Below are 17235 nucleotides of genomic sequence, written 5' to 3'. Positions count from 1 at the left end.
TCCTTCTCCGCTATTGCTCGCCCTGCGTCCGCACCGCTTCGAATACCGTCTCGTAAACGAGGCGGCCGATCGCATCGCCGATCGTGGTCGCTGCACCCGCATAGGGATGCGTCCGCATATATCGGTCACTTTGACTTGAAGCGATCACGATTGAGTCCGTCGTCGTCCCCGTCGCCGGCAGATCATGCTGCTTATCGCGAATGCCGCAGTCCTGCAGCGCCGTAGTCTTGGCTTCCGTTGCCGTAATGACCGCGTTCACCATCGCCGAAGCAGTCAGCCGTCCGTCGATAAGGAGGAAAGTATTGATCGTTCCCGGCGTATATAGCGCGTAGGTTGGGTGCGGAAGCCCGGAACGGGCCGCGTTGCTGGTACCTGCCGTTGTGCAGCAGAGCATAGTGAACGCCTCGCCCTCAGTCTCCGCGATAGATGCATGCGTCAGCTTCGCCGCGGTCAGCATGCCGATGGTCGTATGCAGCGAGTAGCCCCATTCGTTCAGCTTCTCTCCAAAATCGCGCACCGGATCGCTGCAATCATAGCTAAGCGGCACCTTCCAGTTCATGAAACGATACGCGCTCCCGAAGCCGCCTCCATGCACAGCGCTGCTCAGCGTCAAATAAGTTTCGCTCGTTTTGATCATCATGCGATCCTCGGCATGGCGAATCGATATACCGGGACAAATCGACGAGCTATACATGTGATTCTCGTTTCGAAATGGTTGACTCATCGCCGCACCCCCCCCCCCTATCTGGACAAGCCTATGATTTGCTTGATTCGCTCGATATCCGTATTGTTGCGAATATGATCAGCCAAGCGCGTAAACGCCTGCTCTCTCCGCTCACTGACCCGGACGCCGGTCGCAAGCCCATCCAAGCCGCGCACAAGACGAAGCCGGTTCAACCAAGCTCTCCGGTAATCATCATTATGCAGCACGCCATGAAGAAACGTTCCCCACACACGGCCGTCTCCGCTTGCGCAGCCCTCAGCCTGAAATTCGTTCGTCTGCAGCTGCTCGCCCGGAGCCATGCTTCTGCGAAGCAGGAACGGCCTGACGGTCGAGGCGGAGTCAGACTGTAACGTGTTCCCGTACACTTGAAGGGGCACATGCGAATGCCACTGGACCTCGCCCGTATGAATCTCGTAACCCTCGACCGGATATTCGCCGGGCATGCCTGGCAGCGTCGCGAAGCCTTCCACGCGCTCGGTCTGTTTCTCGGCTGCGAATTTCACGTCAAACGGAAACCAGCCCAGCCCCGGCGTTTCATCCAAGTCCGATTCCGTATGATCCGGATCGAGCAGCGCAGCGCCAAACATCTCATAACCGCCGCAAATGCCGACGACATGTCCGCCCAAGCGCATGAATTGGTCCAATAATGCGGCCAGACCGCTCTTGCGCAAGAAGAGCAAATCGTCCACCGTATTTTTGCTGCCGGGGACAATTACCGCATCCGGCTGCCCCCACTGCTCCTTTGATGCGACAAAGCGGACGGACGTATCCTCTTCGGCACGAAGCGGATCGATATCCGTGAAATTCGAAATATGCGGCAGGCGGAGAACGGCAATATCCAGCTTCCCGTCGTGCGAAGCTTTGCTGAACAAAGCCCGATCTGCGGCAACAGCATGATCCAGCGATAAGGAATCCTCATCCTCCAAGCCCACGTTCGGCAAATACGGCACCACCCCAAGAACCGGCTTGCCTGTTTTCGCTTCCAGCCAATCCAAACCCGGCTGCAGCAGCGACACATCGCCGCGGAACTTGTTAATGATAAAGCCGCGCACACGGTCCCGTTCATGCGGCTCCAACAGCTCGAGCGTCCCGACGATCGATGCAAATACGCCCCCGCGGTCGATATCCGCCACGAGCAGGACAGGAGCATCCGCCCAAACGGCCGCCCGCATGTTGACGATATCCTTGTCCTTCAGGTTGATCTCAGCCGGACTTCCCGCACCCTCCAGCACGACGACGTCATACGCTTCTCTAAGCCGGAGCAGTGCGTCTTGAACGATCACTCCGGCTTCCGCCAACACTTCTTCCCTGTACACCCGCGCTTCGAAATCGCCAAGCGGCTTGCCGTGCACCACCACTTGGGACACCATTTCTTTCTTCGGCTTAAGCAGGATGGGATTCATATCCGTCGTGGCCAAAATCCCGCATGCATCCGCCTGCAGCCCTTGCGCGCGGCCGATTTCTTTGCCGTCCCAGGTGACATAGGAGTTTAGCGACATGTTCTGGGATTTGAATGGCGCGGTCGCATAGCCGTCTTCCGTCAAAATCCGGCAGAACGCGGCTGTCAAGAGGCTCTTCCCGACATCCGAAGCCGTGCCTTGGATCATTAGCGTGCGTGCCAGCTCGTTATTCTTCCGTTTCAAAAGCCATCCTCACCCTCTGAGCTTTCTTTGCCAAGCAGTTCGCCCAGATGCCTTAGCAGCAGCTCATTGTCCGTTCGCAGGCGTACCGCAATGCGGCAATATCTGTCGTTCAAGCCTATGAAATGCGACGCATCGCGAATAAGCAGACCTCTATATCCAAGCGCTTCCTGCAGCCGGGCTGCCGTCCACCCGAGTTCTTCGGGAATGGCCAGTAATAGATAATTAACCGCCGCACTGCCAAATGCAACCAGTCCGAGAGCGGATATGTTTTCGATCAACCAGCGCCGTTCTGCTTCCAGCCATGCCCTCGTCGATTGGGCGTACGCGTTATCCTCCAGCACGGCTTCGCCGATCTGCTGCGCCAGCGAATTGACGCTCCAAGGGACTTGAAGCGCCGCCAACTGCCTGATCAGAGAAGGATGGGCCGCCATGTAACCAAGCCGGATTCCCGGAATCGCATAAAACTTCGTCATCGACCGGATGACGATCAATCGCTCGCGAGATGCTGCATCGCCCAGCAAACTTAACTCCCGTTCATTGCCGGCAAAATCCATGAAAGCTTCATCCACTGCAACTGTTTCTCCACAACGAAGCAGCTCCCTTACGATGTCAGCCGGCACGACCTGTCCAGTCGGATTGTTCGGCGAACCGAAGAACCACAGCGTTTGCCCGCCGGTTCTACCAGCGTCACGCAGCTGCGCGAATGTATCCTCAATGACACCCATCGTCAGCCGAAACTCTTGCTCTGCTTGCAGCGCAATCGTATGAACTTGGCTGCCGCACTTCACTGCGGCATCCCGATATTCACTGAAGCACGGCTCCGCCAGCACCGTCATCGCCGGCTGCAGCAGGCGAAACAACAAGTCGATCAATTCCGCCGCGCCGTTGCCGACAAGCAGGCTATCCGCATCAACATCATGATGGAGCGCAAGCTTGCCGCGCAGCCCACGAACCGCCGGGTCCGGATACCGCGCAATCCAATCGCCATAATTTCGAATCAATTCACCCACGCACGCCGGTGGGCCGAACGGGTTCATATTTGCGCTGAAGTCGACGAAATCCGGCTTCTCTTCCCCAGATCCATACAACTCCTGAGCAGTGCGCCAATCACCGCCATGACCGTAACGTTCCAGCATCTGATTGTCCTCCTATGTCAATTTCAGCATGAGTGCAAACAACAGCACCGCTTCAATGATTTCGACTGATGCACCATAGGTATCGCCGGTCAAGCCGCCCAGCTTGCGAGTCAACCAGACGGAGAGCAGAGCGCCGGTGATGAGCGCAAGACCAGCCATCAGCATGATCGTGCATAGCCCGGCTGCATTCAACGATGGAAACAACAGAAAGCAAAGCGCAGTCAGAACAAGCTGCAAGATGAACGATGCCGCCGCATGCTGGGGACGAACCTCTTTGAATAAAGAAGCCAATCCTTCGTCCGGTCTGGCAAAAGGCCAGCATACCATCGCGAAAACAAGCCACAATCTGCTGAGACCGCAGGCTAATGCAAGCAGGGGTGCAGCTGTCGGCCAATTGGTCCAACCGTCAAGCCATGTGCTTAGGGTGGAAAATTTGAACAGCAGCAGCATAACCGCCGCAAGAACCCCCATCGCCCCTACCCGGCTGTCCTTCATGATTTCAAGCATCCGCTCCCGCTTGCGGTGGCTCAAGACGCCGTCTGCCGTATCCATCAGACCGTCCAGATGCAAACCGCCGCTCAGGAGCAGCCAAAGGAACAGTAGGATGACGGCAGACGGCATCGGCGGAACCCGCCCATCCATTAACCAACCGGCAGCTGCAACGATACCGCCGATTACCGCGCCGACCAGCGGGTAATAGACAACGCTGCGTGCCAGCATTTGCGGCGTGAACGGGATCGCCGCAGGTACCGGAATGCGCGTCAGCAGCTGGAAAGCCGCGCCCGCCGCTTGAAGCTGCTGCTTCAGGAAACCCATAACCATGCTGCAAGCACCCCCGCTAGACAAAATAGACTAACTGCGTAAAGCAATGTGACAGTTCGAACGATATCCTCCGCTTCAAGCGGACGAAGCGGCCATCCCAGACGGGCCCGTTCGCTGACGACGCCGAAGTAGACATTCTCTCCGCCGAGTTCGATACCTAGCGCACCGGCAACAGCGGATTCCGGAATCCCGCTGTTCGGGCTGGGATGACGATGCGCGAATGTGCGAACAGCGCGGATCGCCCGCCCGGCGGACAATCCCGGCCTCACCCAAGCTGCAGCGGCAAGAAGCAGCCCGCAAAGCCGGGCAGGTATATAGTTGAGCACGTCGTCGAACCGGGCAGACGCCCATCCGAATTGGGCATAACGTTCGTTACGATAGCCGACCATGGAATCCAGCGTATTGGCCGCGCGGTATAACATTGCAATCGGCGCGCCGCCAAGAAGAGCGAACACGAGCGGCGAAAGAAACGCATCCACCGTGTTTTCCGCCACGGTTTCAATCGCAGCCCGCGCGGCTTCCTTTTCTCCCAGCGCCGACGTATCGCGGCTCACTATATAGCCGACATGGATGCGGGCTAGCGCCAAATCGCCTGCCGCGAGCGGACGATAGACGAGCATCGCCGCGTCTTTCAATCCCTTGACAGCCAACGTTGTCGAAATGAGCCAAGCCGATACGGCATACCCGAGCCACGGGTGAATCCAAGCGGCCAGCATACATGCCGCGTAAGTCAGACAGGAGGAAACAAGCACCGTCGTCAGCGTAAGCACAACACCGCGCCGTTTGAGCTGTGCCGGCTTCAATTCCGCTCCGGGAGGCCTTAAACTTCGCTCGAGCCGCGTGATCAAACGGCCCATCCGAATCACGGGATGCGTCAGCCAGTTCGGGTCTCCGACCACCCAGTCGATGACAATGGCAGCTGCCGCCAGCAGCAGGATTTCATTGATGGAGTAGAACAGCATCCTCGACTAGTCCTCCTCCAGCTGAAAAGCGTGCTTCTTTAAATCCAGCGGAAGCCCTGCTACCACGAGATAGGCTTCGCCGCAAATGGCAGCCAGCTTCCGATTTAATCGGCCCGCTTCGTCGCGGAACCTGCGCCCAAGCGGGTACGCAGGCACAATTCCGCTGCCGACCTCGTTCGTCACGAGCAGCAGCGGCCCCGAATAAGCGGCGACGGCTTCGATCAGCTTCTCGATCTCCGCATGCAGGTCCTCGTAATCGTTCACATCCAGCTCGCCGTCCGTTCCTTTGTCCAGCCGAAGCAGCCAGTTCGTCAACCATAGCGTGAGACAGTCGACGAGCACGGCTGTACGCTCGCCGCCAGCTGCGGAATGCTGCTCTTCCAGCTTCCTCAGCAGCCCTGCGAGCTCGAATGGTTCTTCAATCGTTTGCCAGGGATACTGAGACTTCTCGCGATCCAGCCGATGACGCGCCGTCCTTGCCTTCATCTCGTCATCCCAGCTTTGGGACGTAGCGATGTATACGCCCTGCTTCGCCAGCTTCATCGCGTAGGCTTCCGCAAATCCGCTCTTTCCGCTCCGCGCGCCGCCCGTAATGAAGATCGCCACTTGCTCACCTCGTTTCGCCGTCATTTCGAACCATGTCTTCTCATTGCTTTTCCTTGCTACCCCCGCGAAACGCCCGCGCTTTCGAAGGTCGCCATTTCCCGCATCACGGCAATCGCCGCATCCACGAAATGAAAGCCAAGTACGGCGCCCGTTCCTTCTCCTAGCCGCATATCGAGGTGTATCATCGGCGACAATCCGATCCGCTGCAGCAATCTGCGGTGGCCCTGCTCTTGGGACAGATGCGACCCCATCATAAACGCAGCGGCTCCCGGCGCGATCGAAGCGGCGACCAATGCGGCAGCCGAGGATATAAAGCCGTCTATGACGACAAGGCAGCGGTTTGCCGCAGCGCCGAGAATAACGCCGACGAGACCGGCAATCTCCAATCCGCCTACCTTTGCAAGTACGTCGACCGGATCTGCCGGATTAGGCGCATTGCACGCGATCGCGCGGTGCACCACATCCACTTTATGCAGGCGCCGTTCTTCCGGAATTCCAGTGCCAAGCCCGACGGCTTCATCAACGGACATGCCGCCGAGCACCGCGCAGATCGCCGCGCTTGCCGTCGTGTTGCCGATGCCCATCTCGCCGGTCGCCAGCATCCGGTAACCGTCCACCGCGAGCTTGCCCGCTAGTTCGAAGCCGCCGCGAATCGCTGCAACCGCTTCTTCGCGCGTCATGGCGGGCCCCTTCGTCATATTCGCCGTCCCTTTGCGCGTCTTGTACGACAGCAGAGACGGATGGGCCAATTCCGCATTTACGCCCATATCGACGCAGAATACGTCGGCGCCCGTTCCTCTTGCGAGCACGTTCACGGCCGCTCCTCCCGCTAGAAAATTCAACACCATTTGCGGCGTCACCTCGGCCGGGAACGCGCTGACGCCCTCTTCGCATACGCCATGGTCGCCTGCCATGACAATAACAGCCCGCTTCGACACATCCGCCGCGATTTCCCCGGTAATACCTGCCGCTTGCACAGCGATCTCCTCGAGCTTGCCAAGGCTGCCCGGCGGCTTCGTTAAACTGTTAAGATGCTTCCGCGCAGCTTCCATCGCAGCAGCATCAAGTGGTCTGATTTCATTAATGAATGACATTAATTCTTGATTCATCATCGCAGGTTCTCTCCTTCTCGAATATATGCTCGGTTTGCTTCCGCTGGCGGCGCATCCGGCAGCAGCAGCAGCTGCGGCACGCCGGTATCGGGGTGCGGGAGCACGACCGCCCGTGCTCCGAACACCTGCTTGATCAGTTCAGGGTTCATCACTTCGGACGGCGGCCCGAAGGCTCTTATGCCGCCTTCATGCAGGACAAGCAGCTCATCGCAATAATGAGCCGCCAAATTCAAATCATGAAGCACGGCGACGATCGTGAGCTCCCGCTCCTCCTGCCATTTCTTGACGGTGTCCAGCAGCTGCACTTGATAGCCGATATCCAAGTAGGTCGTCGGCTCATCCAGCAGCAGGAGCTCCGGCTCCTGCGCCATAACTTTGGCGAGCGCGACCCGCTGGCGCTCACCGCCGCTAAGACCGTCCAATCGGCGTTCCCGCAGCGCTGTCAGCCCCATCGCTTCCAAGGCGTTCTCTACGACAAGCCCGCCTTGCGAAGCTTCCTCGCCAAGCCAGTTCTGGTAAGGGAACCTTCCCATCGTCACAGCCTCGCGCACCGTAAACATAGCGGCCGGCAGACCGCCCTGCTGAAGAACGGCGACCCATCTAGCCAGCTCCTTGCGTTTATAGGAACCAGCCGGTTTGTCCTGCAGCAAAACTTCGCCTGACGTGGGCTGATCCATGCCGGACAGCAGCTGCAGCAGCGTCGACTTGCCGACCCCATTTGGTCCAATGATGCCGTACATCGCACCTCTTCTCATCGAGAAGCTTATGCTGCGCAGCACGTCATGGCCTGCGATTGTCTTGGACAACTGCTTCGCTTCAATCATGACGTTCCTCCTTGCAGCACTTTGCGACGATAGAGCAAATACGCGAAGAACGGTGCGCCGATCAAAGCGGTCACGATACCAAGCGAAATTTCCTTCGGACTAAGCGCCGTTCGCGCAAGCGTATCCGCCCACAACAGGAAGATTCCGCCGCCGAGCGCGGAAATGGGCACGATGATGCGGTAGTCGGGCCCAACGAGCAAACGGATCAAATGAGGCACGACGAGACCGACAAAGCCGACGACGCCTGCGATGGATACGGCAACCGCCGTCAATAACGTAGATGCGATAAGAACGACCAGCTTCGTGCGTTCAACATGAATGCCCATATGCGCCGCGTGCCGCTCGCCGAAAACGAATAGATTGAGATGCTGAGCGTAGCGGAGCATGACAGGAAGGCCTGCAATGAGAAATGGCGTAATCAGTTTGACATGCTCCCAGCTTCGCGCGCTCAAGCTGCCCATCAGCCAGAACATCGCCTCATTGACGACACCTTTAGACAATGACACCATGAACGAAACGAAGGCGCCTAGGAACGCTTGCACGATAACACCGGAGAGAATGAGCGTCTCCACATGCATAGAGCCTCTTGCCCGTGACAGTCCGAACACAATAAGAAGCGTGATCATCCCCGTGGCAAACGCGACCAGCGGCACCGTCCAGAGCCCCAGCATCGTTTGAAACCCGAAGACGATCATGAAGGCAGCGCCGACGGAACAGCCGGATGCCACGCCGAGCGTAAACGGATCGGCTAGCGGGTTCCGCAGCACGCCTTGAAAGCCCGATCCTGCGAGCGCAAGGCAGGCGCCGACCAGGACGGCGAGCACAACGCGCGAGAGCCGTAGCTGCGTGACAATCGCAATCTCGCTGGCATCCCATTTGGCCGAAGCATCCGTCATGCCCGGCAGCTGATGAACGAGAATGCCCCATACATTCTTAAGCGGCAAGCCTGAGGAGCCTAAGGAAAGACTGACGACGATAGATGCAAGTAAGAGGAGCATCGCTGCTCCTCCATACACGTATAACTTGGTCCGCATCTTACTTAACAAGATCCGGATGAAGCTTCTTGGCGACCTCGAGCAGACCGTCCGCCAGGCGCGGGCCGACGCGTGTCAGCGGATCCTGGTCTACCTCGAAAATCTGCTTATTCTTCATAGCGTTAATCGTATTCCAGCCCGGACGGGATTCGATCGCGGCAAGAATCGGGTTTTTCTCGCCTTCCTTCACGGTCATGGACGCATAGATGATGCTGCCCGGGTTCGCTTTCACGACCGCTTCCGGATCGATCTCGTACCAGCCCGGCTTCTCAGCGATGTTCGTGCCTCCGGCGATCGTGAGCAGTTCATCCAGAAACTCGCCTTTGCCGACCGTCCAGCCCGGCGAGAACTCTAGGTAAACCTTCGGTTTCGGAGCATCCTTCACAGCTTCCGCTACCTGCGTCCGAACTTCGTTCATATGGTCAGCAACGGCGGCTGCTTGCTCGGACTTATTCAGAATAATGCCGATTTGTTTCACCTTCTCGACGACGGCATCATATGTTTTAGGATCCGTTGCGTAAACTGGCAGCTTCAAGGCGCGCAGTTTGTCGACGACGGCCTTGCTCATGCTGTACGTTGCCAGGATCAGATCCGGCTTCAGCGATACGATCTTCTCGATGTCCGCTTCCATGCCGCCGATTTTTGGTTTATCCGCCGCTTCCTTCGGGTAATTGGAGTAATCATCTACAGCGACGATCGAATCGCCGGCGCCGATCGCATAGACGATCTCCGTCTCGCTCGGCACCAGTGTCACGATGTGCTGCGGTGCTGCTTGGAAGGTCAGCTCTGTGTTTGTTGCGTCTTTAACCGTAAGCGGATACGTTGTTGTCGCTTGCGCCGCCGGCGTTCCCGCATTATCCGATGCGGCTGTGCCCGTATTCTCCGCGCCGCTTGCCGAATTGTTCGCTGCGGCAGTGTTTGCAGGCGTATTCGCACTGCCGGACGCATCGTCAGCGGTATTTTTCGCCGTTCCGCATGCGGCTGTAAGCAGCAGCAGCGCGGCAATCATCATCGACAGCACCAGTTTCATATAGGCCGATTTCTTTTTTAACTTCATCCTATTCTCTCCCCCATCTTCTTCTGCTTGTTATCTGCACGCATTACCGTCGGCACGCTGCTCCCTTTTACGTTCAGGCAACAAAAAAAGCATTTCCGACTCTAGTGTCAGAAATGCTCATGTTCCAAAGAACATCGGCAGGCAGGCAAAACACCCGTTCGGCCGCTTCACTCGCGTTCGAATTCATGTCTATGCCCATCTCTAACACCTCCCTAAATCCACGTAGGTAGCGTTTGTCGCATTACAGGCAGGTTTCCTGACTTGGAGTCGATGGCATCAAGGTCTTCCCAGACGGGGATATCCGTCCAGTGACTTCGCTATGATCCATTGCTTGGCTCACAAGGCAGCCAAGCGCTCCTTACAGTGGCGGGTCCGTGCCGGTCTTTCACCGGTCTTCCCTATTAAGCTGAAGCTCGCCTTCCGGCGTCTATCAGCACCTGTAACAACACCTATGTAATTGTGCTTGAGTAACTATACCACTCCCTTTATAGGTTGTCTATACTGCGGGAGCGCAAAATTGAGGTCTTTTGATCGAGTTCTGCCGCATACGTATTACAGGTTTCTATTTCCAAGCAGGACACTCGACATTAGGAGGTTTCCCCTTGGTCAATCGGAAAAAGACTGCTGCCGTTCGGGGCCGCACAGCCCTGTATGCCGCCGCTGCCGTGCTTGCCGTGATCCGCGTGCAAGCAGGCGCGGAGCTGTCCCTGTCTTCCCGTTCTACACGGCCGTCCGACGATTCAAATAACGGCTCATCTGCCCATTTAAACGAACCGCATTCCCCACTACGGAAACCGAGCTGAGCGCCATCGCCGTTCCCGCCATCCACGGCTCGATGACGCCAACGGCCGCAAATGGAATGACGACCGCATTATAGATGACCGCGAAGGATAGGTTTTGGCGGATGTTGCGTACGGTTAAGCGGCTGATCTGAAGCGCTTCCGGAATGCCGGTCAGCCGCGAACGAAGCAGCGTCATGTGTCCGGCATCCAGTGCCGCTTCCGTACCGCCGCCCATGGCAATGCCGACATCCGCTGCGGCCAGCGCAGGCGCATCGTTCCAGCCGTCCCCGGCCATGGCAACGATATGTCCCTCGTGCTGGAGCCTTCGGACAAGCGCGGCTTTATGCTCCGGCAGCATGGCCGCGTGCACATCATGAATGCCTGTCGATGTCGCAACGGACGATGCCGCGGCATGATGATCGCCGGTAGCCAGCACCACGTGCACGCCTCCGTGCGTCAAGAGCTCCACGGCTGACTGCGATGTTCGCTTCACCTGATCGGACAGCGCAATCGCTCCTGCACATACGCCGTCGACCGCCGCGTAGATCACCGTTTCTCCAGCCTCCTCCTTGCGGCTTACGAACCCCTGCAGCGTCCGGTGAATCTCCCATGATTGTTCGGCCGCAAAGCTAGCGTTGCCGATCTCGATTACTTTCCCTTCCACCTGAGCAGTAATTCCTTTGCCGGGGTAGGCTTGGTAGAACGCGGACGCCGGGACGACGATCCCCGCCCGCCTCGCCGCCTCCCGCACCGCCTCGGCGAAAGGATGCTGCGAGCCCGCCTCGGCAGCCGCCGCAAGCCGCAGCAGCGCATTCGGCGAGCTGCTCAGCGCCGTTATTCCTGTAACCGCCGGCTTGCCTTCCGTCAACGTGCCTGTCTTATCCAGCACGATCGTATCCAGCTGCGCGAGCCGCTCCAGCGCACTTGCTTCCTTGAGCACAATGCCGCGCCTAGCCAGCTTGCCCGTCGCGAGCACGAGCGAGATGGGCGCTGCCAGTCCGAGTGCGCATGGACAAGCGGCCAGGAGTACGGCCAAGGCATGTACGGAAGCACTCTTCCAGTCGCCCGGGCTCAGCCATAACAGCCACAATAGGAGCGTGCTTAACGAGAGGAGCATCATAACCGGTACGAATACAGCGGCGAGCCGGTCGACTTTCCGCCCGATGGAGGATTTCGTCGACTGTGCCTGACGAGTTAATGCCGCGATACGGCTCAGCATCGTATTAGGGCCGGTTGCTGAAACCCGTATGCGCAGTGTCTGCCCTCTCACCGTCGTGCCGGCATACACGTGATCCCCGATCCCCCGCTTCACCAATCCGCTCTCACCGGTCAGAAATGATTCATCGAGCGTTGACTCTCCTTCCACGATCATGCCGTCTGCCGGCAGACGCTCGTTCACTTCCACAATCAGCAGATCACCGACACGGAGCCGGTCCAGCGGAATTCGCTCCTGGCGGCCGCTGCGCACGACGGAAGCTTCTTTCGCCTGCAGCGACGAATAGCTGTCGCTCTCCTTCATGACCCGTTCGGATGCGGTCGCTTCCAGCAGCTTGCCGACCAAGACCGCCGTAATGACGACTGCCGGCGTTTCGAAATAGAGTGCTCCCCCCGTAAGCATGGCAATGTAGCTGTAGAGGAATGCGGCCGTTGTGCCGATCGCCACGAGCACATCCATATTCGCCGTTCGTTCACGAAGCGCATAATAGGCGCCGAAATAGAAAGGCATGCCGATAAAGAACTGCACCGCCGACGCCAAAAACAGCTGCAGCATAGGCTCTTGAATGAAGCCGGGCACCGGTATGCCGCTTAGCCAGACATAGTGATGCGCCATCGTCCACAGCAGGGGGAGCGTGAACAGGCTGCCCGCGAAAACCCTCAGCTTTAGAGCATCGACTTCCGAGCCTTCGTTCTCGTCCCGACCATATGGAAAGGCTTGAAAACCGATTTGTCCGATTCGTTCGATAATGCCGGACGGCGTCACGGTACCCGGTTCGAACGTAATGTACGCCGACTTCGCCGCATAATGAACCGATACACCGGATACGCCGGCCAGCTTGCCGACCGCACGTTCTATGCGTGTTGCACATGCCGTGCAGCTCATGCCGTGAATTCGTAAATCCAGCACATCCTCCGCGCTATCGTGCTGCATAGCCGGCCTCCTTCGTTATGCGGCCAGATGACTACGGCCCGCATACGTCTACCCTTGCTCAAGCTGTCCTACTCTCCACTATATGGCAGCCACCCCTGTCTCATGATACAAAAAAAAGCACTTCCGCCATTGCATGCGAAAGTGCTGATGCTCTATATCGATTATTCGCCGGTAACCACGTCACCGGGCCAGCTTAGCATGCCGCCTAGCACGTTGACCACTTCATAGCCCTGCGCGGCCAAATAATCGCAAGCCTTCCCGCTCCGGTTGCCGCTTCTGCACACCATATACAGAGGCTCTTCGAAATTGCCCAGCTCGCCCAAACGTTCAACAAATACGGACAACGGAATGCTGACCGCTTCTTTAATATGGCCGGACTCCCACTCATCGGGCTCCCGCACGTCGATAACGCTCAGCTTCTCGCCTTCGCGCAGCCGGGTTTCAAGTTCACTTGCCGTTATTTCTCCCATTTCGGTTACCGCTCCTTCAAACGACTGGATTCAAGAATCTCATTTGCATTTTACTCTTCCTCCGCTATCCATGTCCAGCGCTTCCTCTATAAGCAAACAGCATCCGCATATGCTGCAGATGCCGTTCGATCCGATATGCAGTTCATGTCATTAAATGCGTACGGCCGTTCCACTGACAGCGACCATCAGCATACCTTCGCGAACGACTTCATAGTCGATGTCGATGCCCACGATCGCACTTGCGCCGAGGCGGGACGCCTGACTGGACATTTCGTTAAATGCCACGTCGCGGGCTTCCTTCAGCTTCGTCTCATAGGCGCCGGAACGGCCGCCGACGATGTCGGTAATGGAGGCGAATATATCGCGGACGATATTGGCGCCCATAATAGCCTCGCCAGTCACAACGCCAAGGTACTGTTGAATCGGTTGGCCTTCAATTGTAGGTGTCGTAGAAAAAATCATCGATAATCCCTCCCAAACGGTATAGTCGGTCATACGCGCGTATGCAACGAAAGGATTCAAAAACTCGACGCTTGCGACAGTCGGCAGCTTATTGCCCCCTGCCGCTCTCCGTAAACTGAATGCGCATCACTTGTTCGCTATCCGGTTTAAAATAAATCCGCACCGTCACTTCGAACTTGCGTCCGCCGTCGCTTAGCAGCAGCCTGAAATTCTCGGATAATAGACCGGCCTGTTCCGTCTGCCGCCCCAAATGCTTGTAGTCCACAATGTCCGCCTGATAGCGCTTTGCCGTTTCTTTCATGGCGAGCTGTCCCCATTTGGCATAGGACGGCTCGGCTGAAACCGCGGTCATCCGGCCTGCGAAGACAACTATTAGCACAACCATGATTCCGAATCGTTTCATCGTTCTTCACGCACCCCCTGCTACTTGGCGATGGTAGAATCCCCCATGAACAGCGGCTTTATGCAAGTGAAGCGTCGCCTTACACCATTCGGTTCGGCCGCGTTAACCGAGCCTGCCCGGTGTGAACGGTTCTCCGTTTGCCCGCAATCATTCGGCAGCAGATCAGCAGCATGATTGACCAACACCAGATAAAAGCGCACCAAAGCGGTATAAATTCGCCTTTGGGCCGAGACATCCAGTAGTGACCATTAGGCAATAATCCCGGCCACAGGATCGCAAGGATTTTCAGCGAGGACATCGTGAGCAGGAGCAAGACTACGGCGCCTATCCCTTTAGCGAGACTGCCGTTCCTTGCAGCCGTATACAGCATGGAAGCCGCCAGGATGCCGAACAGCGCAGCAGAGAGCGGCGCCACGATCGCCACGCTCACGATATTGCTCCGATTCATCGAAAACAGCAATTTTACCGCGAATAAAATAAAACCGAAGCCTGCGGCATATACCCATAGCAGCAGCTTCATGCCCGCGGTCTCGACCGCCGGAAGGCTCCTTGGTTTTGCGGCAATACGCCATCGGATATAGCGATTGAGCAGCAGAAGTGCAGGAACGATCACCCCGATCAGCGAGAATCCGTACTGCAGCAGCTGATAGAGCGGTTCGCCTACATACTTCCGGTGCAGCGCGGGAATCCACTCTACATAGATACCGGTCCCATGCGTCCAGGCATCCATAAAGATATGTGTCCAATAGCCGAGGAGCAAGGAAATCAGGAAAACAAGCCATGTACGCCCTGAGCGAAGCTGCCAATCACCTGTTAAGCTCTTCACGAACTGATCGATACCGCCCGCGGCAGGGAACAACTTAGGCAGGACCGGCTTTACAATGAGATGGAAGGCAAACGCCGTTGCAATGCTGAGCGGCAAGCCCTGCACCAGAAAGCCAAGAAATGAATGACCGATGGTTTGGTACGATTCCATCGCCATGAAATACTCCATATCCGGAATCATGCTGCCCAGCGCAAGACCCGTCACACTGAGCCATTTAGGCGCAATTCGTCGCAGCGGCACCGCAAAGAGCGGATGTGAGAATGTGAACGGCATCCGATTAATCCAACTGCCCAAACTTGCTTAACGGCCACAACCGGAAAATAGCTCGTCCCTCGAGACTCGACAAGGCAATCGGGCCAAGCACCCTGCTGTCTTGGCTGTTCTCGCGGTTATCACCCATGACGAATACCGTCTTCGTCGGAACCGTATAGGGAACGTTCAGCCCGTTCGAGAACGTACGCCCTTTGACGTAGCTTTCCTGCTGCACCGCATTATTGACCAGCAGCCGGCCGTCAGCCGTAAAATTAAGGACATCGCCCGGCAGGCCGACCACGCGTTTTATTAACCGTTTATCGCTTTCGGGACCGTCGATGATGACAATATCTCCCCGATTCGGCATTTCAAAATGATAGCTGATCTTGTCCTCAATGAGACGCTGCCCTTCGACGAGCGTTTTCTGCATCGATATGTTCTTTACTTCGGTTTGCGCGAAGGCGTAATTTTGGATGAGCAGCGCTGCCGTCATCGCGATTCCAAGCGTGACCGCCCAATCCCTAACCTCTCGAATCCATGATTTTTTCAATGCTGCTTACTCCTCTCCAGGTTCGCATTTCCAATTGCTACGCTAACTAATACGACGATAGCGATAAATAAGTTTCTTGGAAAGCGCCATTTTGCCTAAAAAGCATTGCTCTGCCTGATATCCTATTATACAGTTAGAAGACTGACTCTACTTTCCCCGGAAGGAGCGAAACTTTCTTTGTCCGCTGTCCCTACGACCCAGGAACATGCAGCTGCCATACCAACAAATCGGTCTGATCATGCCATCTTCATTACCGTCACGCTGCTGTATTGGTCAACGTTGTATATCTATGTGCCGATCCTATCTCCGTTTATGAAGAGCAGCGGCTACGCCGACGTCCTGATCGGCATCGTGCTCGGCAGCTACGGCTTCATGCAAATGTTCATCCGCTTCCCGCTCGGACTCTTGTCCGACAAGCTCCATAAGCGCAAGCCGTTTCTCATGCTTGGTATGATCAGCGGCGCGCTAAGCTGTCTCTTGTTCATGGTGCCCGGCTCTTGGCTGTGGCCGCTTGCAGGACGTATGATGTCCGGCGTATGCGCATCCGCATGGGTTGCTTTCACTGTCCTCTATGCCGCTTATTACGCCTCATCCGAGGCAACGAAGGCGATGAGCAATATCAGCGTCATGACCGTCTCTGGGCAGCTCATCGGCATGACGCTGAGCGGCTGGCTGGCTGGCGCATACAGCTGGCATGCGGCATTTCTCGCAGGCATCATTCTAGGCGCAGCCGGCTTGGCCTTATCCTTCGCGGTCAAAGAGCCGCGTGAAGGCGTCGCGCGTTCACCGATCTCGCTTCGGCATTTGCGGGAAATCGTGCGGACGCCTTCCTTGCAGCAAGTATCCACGCTATCTATTCTGGCGCACTGCGTGCTCTTCATTACGATGTTCGGATTCACGCCGCTTAAAGCAACCTCATTAGGTGCCTCCAGCGGTCAGTTGACGCTCATTGTCGTCGCCTTCATGATTCCGCATGCAGCTGCTTCCTTAATTACCGGCCGGTGGCTCGTCCCTCGGTGCGGGACCTGGAATGTCATCGCAATCGCCTTCCTGCTGAGCGGTATCTTCACGGTTGCCATAGCCTATTCGCCCAGCCTCGGCTTGCTCGCGCTGACGCAGGTGTTGAACGGCTTCGCGCAGGGCATGCACCTGCCTATCCTGCTCGGTCTTGCCATTCAGCCCTTCGCATCCTCCAAACGCGCGACAGCGATGGGATTCTACCAAGCCGTTTATTCGATCGGCATGTTTGCCGGCCCCTTCTTGGCGGGCTTCGTTAACGACATGTTCGGCCGTGATTACGGCTTCTGGCTCGGCGGCGCATTCGCGCTAATTGCCCTCTTGCTCGCGCTGTTCTGGAAACGATCCAGTGCCGCCCCCGCCAAAACCGCATCTTGAATCAAAAAAACACCTGTCGATGCTGC

17 protein-coding genes and 1 riboswitch are annotated in these 17235 nt (G+C 57.0%); of the genes, 1 reads left to right on the top strand and 16 read right to left on the bottom strand.

Translation table 11 applies throughout. From position 1 onward, the window contains the following. Positions 1 to 10 precede the first annotated feature (10 nt). The 16 genes from KXU80_RS02645 to lepB all read right to left on the bottom strand — a co-directional run bounded on the left by KXU80_RS02645 (position 11) and on the right by lepB (position 15814). Entirely contained in the window at positions 11 to 724 is a 714-nt protein-coding gene (locus KXU80_RS02645; protein WP_219836750.1) for an adenosylcobinamide amidohydrolase, read from the bottom strand. A 17-nt stretch (positions 725 to 741) separates the two neighbouring features. After that, complete coding sequence (locus tag KXU80_RS27765; protein ID WP_258171211.1) at positions 742 to 2367, bottom strand: cobyric acid synthase; 1626 nt, start codon at positions 2365 to 2367, stop codon at positions 742 to 744. Further along, positions 2364 to 3503, bottom strand: coding sequence for a pyridoxal phosphate-dependent aminotransferase (locus KXU80_RS27760; protein WP_258171210.1), 1140 nt, complete (start codon positions 3501 to 3503; stop codon positions 2364 to 2366). The genes KXU80_RS27765 and KXU80_RS27760 overlap by 4 nt, the downstream gene beginning before the upstream one ends. Before the next feature lie 12 nt (positions 3504 to 3515). Then, positions 3516 to 4325: an adenosylcobinamide-GDP ribazoletransferase gene (cobS, locus tag KXU80_RS02635; RefSeq protein ID WP_219836749.1), complete on the bottom strand. Its 810-nt coding sequence runs from the start codon at positions 4323 to 4325 to the stop codon at positions 3516 to 3518. After that, positions 4307 to 5287, bottom strand: coding sequence for an adenosylcobinamide-phosphate synthase CbiB (cbiB, locus tag KXU80_RS02630; RefSeq protein WP_219836748.1), 981 nt, complete (start codon positions 5285 to 5287; stop codon positions 4307 to 4309). Before cbiB ends, cobS begins: the two co-directional genes overlap by 19 nt. A gap of 6 nt (positions 5288 to 5293) precedes the next feature. Further along, positions 5294 to 5917: a bifunctional adenosylcobinamide kinase/adenosylcobinamide-phosphate guanylyltransferase gene (gene cobU / locus KXU80_RS02625; protein WP_258171209.1), complete on the bottom strand. Its 624-nt coding sequence runs from the start codon at positions 5915 to 5917 to the stop codon at positions 5294 to 5296. Between the two features lie 32 nt (positions 5918 to 5949). Continuing rightward, positions 5950 to 7005 carry a nicotinate-nucleotide--dimethylbenzimidazole phosphoribosyltransferase gene (gene cobT, locus KXU80_RS02620; RefSeq protein ID WP_374987741.1) on the bottom strand — a complete coding sequence of 352 codons (1056 nt, stop codon included), beginning with the start codon at positions 7003 to 7005 and terminating at the stop codon, positions 5950 to 5952. Next, entirely contained in the window at positions 7002 to 7829 is an 828-nt protein-coding gene (locus KXU80_RS02615) for an ABC transporter ATP-binding protein (protein WP_219836747.1), read from the bottom strand. The genes cobT and KXU80_RS02615 overlap by 4 nt, the downstream gene beginning before the upstream one ends. Continuing rightward, entirely contained in the window at positions 7826 to 8863 is a 1038-nt protein-coding gene (locus tag KXU80_RS02610) for a FecCD family ABC transporter permease (RefSeq protein ID WP_219836746.1), read from the bottom strand. The genes KXU80_RS02615 and KXU80_RS02610 overlap by 4 nt, the downstream gene beginning before the upstream one ends. A gap of 1 nt (position 8864) precedes the next feature. Further along, positions 8865 to 9920 carry an ABC transporter substrate-binding protein gene (locus tag KXU80_RS02605; RefSeq protein WP_219836745.1) on the bottom strand — a complete coding sequence of 352 codons (1056 nt, stop codon included), beginning with the start codon at positions 9918 to 9920 and terminating at the stop codon, positions 8865 to 8867. A gap of 228 nt (positions 9921 to 10148) precedes the next feature. Next, positions 10149 to 10376, bottom strand: a riboswitch (cobalamin riboswitch). A 264-nt stretch (positions 10377 to 10640) separates the two neighbouring features. After that, complete coding sequence (locus tag KXU80_RS02600) at positions 10641 to 12851, bottom strand: heavy metal translocating P-type ATPase (protein WP_219836744.1); 2211 nt, start codon at positions 12849 to 12851, stop codon at positions 10641 to 10643. A gap of 161 nt (positions 12852 to 13012) precedes the next feature. Then, complete coding sequence (locus KXU80_RS02595) at positions 13013 to 13321, bottom strand: rhodanese-like domain-containing protein (RefSeq protein ID WP_219836743.1); 309 nt, start codon at positions 13319 to 13321, stop codon at positions 13013 to 13015. 150 nt (positions 13322 to 13471) lie between these two features. Beyond that, positions 13472 to 13783: a heavy metal-binding domain-containing protein gene (locus tag KXU80_RS02590; protein ID WP_219836742.1), complete on the bottom strand. Its 312-nt coding sequence runs from the start codon at positions 13781 to 13783 to the stop codon at positions 13472 to 13474. A gap of 88 nt (positions 13784 to 13871) precedes the next feature. After that, positions 13872 to 14186, bottom strand: coding sequence for a DUF3889 domain-containing protein (locus KXU80_RS02585; protein WP_219836741.1), 315 nt, complete (start codon positions 14184 to 14186; stop codon positions 13872 to 13874). 79 nt (positions 14187 to 14265) lie between these two features. Beyond that, a complete protein-coding gene (locus KXU80_RS02580; RefSeq protein WP_219836740.1) occupies positions 14266 to 15285 on the bottom strand; it encodes a DUF4184 family protein in 1020 nt (339 codons plus the stop codon). Between the two features lie 4 nt (positions 15286 to 15289). Next, entirely contained in the window at positions 15290 to 15814 is a 525-nt protein-coding gene (gene lepB / locus KXU80_RS02575; protein ID WP_258171208.1) for a signal peptidase I, read from the bottom strand. 177 nt (positions 15815 to 15991) lie between these two features. Between lepB and KXU80_RS02570 the strand changes: the two genes are divergently transcribed. Continuing rightward, entirely contained in the window at positions 15992 to 17209 is a 1218-nt protein-coding gene (locus tag KXU80_RS02570; RefSeq protein WP_258171207.1) for an MFS transporter, read from the top strand. Positions 17210 to 17235 lie beyond the last annotated feature (26 nt).

This window comes from Paenibacillus sp. R14(2021) (genome assembly GCF_019431355.1).
Taxonomy (GTDB): Bacteria; Bacillota; Bacilli; order Paenibacillales; family Paenibacillaceae; genus Paenibacillus_Z.
This window is presented reverse-complemented; position numbering and strand designations above follow the sequence as displayed.